The 3778-nt window shown below is 53.9% G+C and carries 4 protein-coding genes; all 4 read right to left on the bottom strand.

All coding sequences use genetic code 11. The annotated features are described in order from the left end of the window. Nucleotides 1-69: 69 nt before the first annotated feature. Entirely contained in the window at nucleotides 70-498 is a 429-nt protein-coding gene (locus tag ACJROR_RS12470; protein ID WP_406547310.1) for a hypothetical protein, read from the bottom strand. Next, nucleotides 498-1310, bottom strand: coding sequence for an ATP-binding protein (locus ACJROR_RS12475; RefSeq protein WP_406547311.1), 813 nt, complete (start codon nucleotides 1308-1310; stop codon nucleotides 498-500). The genes ACJROR_RS12470 and ACJROR_RS12475 overlap by 1 nt, the downstream gene beginning before the upstream one ends. After that, on the bottom strand, nucleotides 1307-3082 hold the full coding sequence (locus ACJROR_RS12480) for a Mu transposase domain-containing protein (RefSeq protein ID WP_406547313.1): 1776 nt from the start codon (nucleotides 3080-3082) through the stop codon (nucleotides 1307-1309). Before ACJROR_RS12480 ends, ACJROR_RS12475 begins: the two co-directional genes overlap by 4 nt. A 516-nt stretch (nucleotides 3083-3598) precedes the next feature. Further along, the coding region (locus tag ACJROR_RS12485) for a hypothetical protein (RefSeq protein WP_406547315.1) at nucleotides 3599-3778 on the bottom strand (180 nt) is incomplete at its 5' end.

Below are 3778 nucleotides of genomic sequence, written 5' to 3' on the forward strand. Positions count from 1 at the left end.
TTTTGCTTCAGCCCTTATACAACAAGGTTCAGCCGATAAACAGCTCCTGGCAAAGCCCCCGGGAGAGGTTCAGCGAACAGATGACAGCATTTGCTCAACGCTGATCCTGTTTTTCAGAGCTTTCAGCGAGTTCTTCAGATTTGAGCACTCGGATTTGGCCCTCGCAAGACTCTCCTCGCTCTTGCTGTACTTCGCGGAGAGTTCGTTGTACTCATGGCATTTCTGCCGGAAATCGTCCTCCGTCTGCTTTATCTGTTCCCTCAGGAAGTCAGCCGCAGCTGTGGCCTCGCACAGGGCTTGCAGATCCCTGCCGGTTACCAGGGCCTGGCAGCAGTTGATATAGCAGCAGAGACATTTCAGAGCGGTGTAGGTGTCCCATTCGTAATAAGCCGCCAGTTCGGAGATTATCTCCGGGGTCAGGTTTCCCTGGTTTTCAAGAACCTTGTTAAACACAGCCCTGATCTGCGACGGGTTCAGGTATCCGATGTTTTCTGTCATTACCGTTCTCCTCTGATTTCGCCGGCGGTTCCTCTCAGGGAAGAGCCGGACAGCGTTACGTAAATGTCTGAAGGCCGGAACAGCCGGTCCTTCAGGGACGAAAGAGCCGGGGATTGCTTTTCCGCGATGTTTCCGAGGGCATGCCGCTGAAGCTGCGTGGTAAAGACGGTGGAACATGTTCCGTACCTCGCCTCCGCCAGCTCCGCCAGCCTTAAAATAATGATGTCGCTCAGATGCGCCATGCCCCAGTCGTCCAGAATGCAAAGCTTCGCGGACTTCATCTTCTTCAGCAGCTTTATGTAATCCGCGGAATTCATTGACTCCAGCATCATGCTGAATTGGTTCATGCTGTAATACAGAACCGAATGCCCCCGGGTAATAGCCTGAACCGCGGCCGCTATGGCCAGCGTGCTTTTGCCGACGCCGTTCGGGCCCATGAATATGATGTTCGCCCCGGCCTCCAGATAATTGAGCTCCGTAAGCTTTCTCAGAAGATCCGGCGTCACTCCGGCTTCCGACCTTGGCCTGATGGAACTGAGATAAACCTTCCGGGGCAGTCCGGAGTTCCGGTACATTCTCGCAAACCTGGATTTGGATATGGCGTCAAGCTGCCCGTTAAGGCATTTCTCCATGCGATCCTCGAACGTCATTTCCGTGTAGGAGTTCGGGGAACTGAACATATCAATAAGAGCCATGGCCAGGCCCGGAAGCCTGCACTTGGAGGCGGATTCCACAAGACTGATCTGCTTATTCGTCATCTCATGGATGTGCGGCTGCAGATAGTCTCTGATGTCATTGCTGATGCTGCTCATGCTTGTTTTCCTGTGTTAAAAAAAGCGTCCTCGCCGGACGGATAATTGACTGAGAGGCCCCCGGTTACGGAGCCCCCGTCGGATTTTTGGGATCTGAGCTCCCGGAGATGCTGTTCCACCGTGACCTTGTTCCACAGTCTCGGCTGCGACTGCGACAGCGTGATCCGGCAGGCCCGGGACACCAGACTGCGATCCGCGCTGCCTTCATAAAGCCTGATGACGGCGGCGCAGCTGGTTATGGCGTTCCGGACAGTCATGCTCGGATCGTTCTTCTGGCACTCGAATTTCCTTTTGCAGAACGCGTAAAGCCCGTCCGGATCTTTGTCCAGTTCCCGGGCGATTTTTAACACCGCCTCCTCCGAACAGAACCGCTCGCTGTCCTTCATGATTGCCTGATGTTCCGGCGGACAGTGTTCCGGCTTTGTGGATCGGCTTAAACTGATGCTGTCACCCGGCTTTCCGTCTTTGCGATCATGCCTGGCCACCTCGGTCCCGGCGAGGTAAATAATCACGGCATCGTGGGTGTATCGCGGCTCCACGCAGCTTCCGATGCAGGTAAAAGGCACAGAATACAAATGGCCGTTCACCGGCACATGGTAATTAGGGGACACTTTCACCTCTTTCAGGATTTCGGCATAATCCGGAATTTTAAAAACAGGCATCAGGCGGGGCCTTTCATAAGCATTGAAGAGATTTTTCCTGGTCATTTGGGTGTCTTTTCTGAAGGGAGCCTGGTTGATTCTGAGATCAACCTGCTTCTGCAGGAAGCTGCAGTGATCGGCGAAGGTTTTGAGAGTCTGAAGCTCCTTTAAAAAGTCCGGATCTTTGCCGCATCTTGTCTGTATAAGACCGACCGCGGCTTCCACGCTGCTTTTGCGCTGCGGCTTTCGAACCGGAGCCGCCTCGATGGCCAGTCCCAGCTCTCTCATAAAATTCTGGAAGCTCGCATTCGGAACGATGCTCGATCCCCGGTGGCTGGTGATCGCGGCCTTGAAGTTGTCGCACTTCAGGATGAGGGGCATGCGGTTCCCCAGATATTTGACGAACTCGGCAATGCCCCGGCAGCTTTCAGCAGTGGACTGCGCGCTTACGAAGGTGGCGAAGGTGTAGTAGCTGGCCGGGAAGGTAAATACCATAATCCAGCAGTCCTCAGTCATGTTGTTGGTCTGCACCCGGTACTTATCTCCCGAGAAATCCAGTTCGACGTACTCGCCGTACCTGAAATCCTGAATAAAGTAATAGTCATCGTTCTTCCGGTTGATGCTGTCGACTTCCTTCTTCACGGACTCGTAGAAGTACGACTGCGACAGCGGATCGGCCTGCTTTTCCCGGCAGACGTCAAGATAGGACCTGTAGACCTGACTCACGGACTGCCGCTTTTCAATAACGGCAATGGCCGCAAGAGCCCTGAAATCCGGATAGTACCTGCCGTCAATAACGGTATCGGCCCGGACTGTTTGCAGGGGAGCCTTCGGATGGAACATGGCATCGATAAGCTCGTCGCTCTGTTTGACGATGCTTTCGGCATACTCCGCAGGAGACACGGGGTTCTTCTTCGCATCGGGGGAATCGCCCTCCGGGGCGCCGCAGCTCTGCAATGCCTCCCCATACAGAACCTCAAACCTGGAAATTACCGTCCTGACCGAATTTACGGAAATGCCGAGAACATTGGCGATGGTCTGCCTGCCGTGGGACATCCGGTGATACCTTAAAATCTGCCGGATCGTTTCCGGCTCCAGATGTCGTTTGTCAAAATCCTGTTTCTGACCCATACTGACCTCTTTCTGATTGCTGAAACTGACGCGCTTTTACCGCATCACGCGTTCAGAATATCCGGTCATAAAGAGCCCCCCGCAAAGTTTTGTTGGTTTTCCTTGCCGGCCCTTTATTTGCGGGGTATTGCGGCGTTTTTTCCGCCGCCGGGCCTTATGACAGACCATCCGAGCTTTGTAATATAACGGCTGAACTGGTTTCGGGACGGAAGCTTTCGAGGGGGATCCGAAGCGGATTTGCAGGATAAAAATCGCCGGAAACCGCTGCAATTCAAGGGACTGCGGCAGGAAATGATTTTCGGAGGCTTTCCGAAGACGGCGGGTTATTATCAGAAAGAGCGGTATTTTTATGTCTTAACAGCGTCAAAGCCTTATGAATGCTGCTTTTGCGAGATCCTGACCTTGTCCTGCCGGAGGGGTTCGGGGAAAGACGCATCATCCGGAACGGCCCTGACGGCAGTCCCTGAATTGTTAAATTTGTGACCGGTGTTGCAATAATAATCAGGAGGGAACGATTCAGGCCGCGGCGTTTTCGGCAGCCTGAGCGGCCTCCGCAAGCCATCTCAGGAAGGTTCCCGGGGAATAAAAGCATTTTCCGCTGCCGGTGGCCGGCATCAGGCATTTCAGCAGCTGTTTGGGGTATGTCCCGATGAGAAAGAGGCTGTCGCAAAGAAAGCGAAAGGTTCCTCTCGTCTG

It is taken from the genome of Succinimonas sp. (assembly GCF_045225735.1).
Lineage (GTDB): Bacteria > Pseudomonadota > Gammaproteobacteria > Enterobacterales > Succinivibrionaceae > Succinimonas.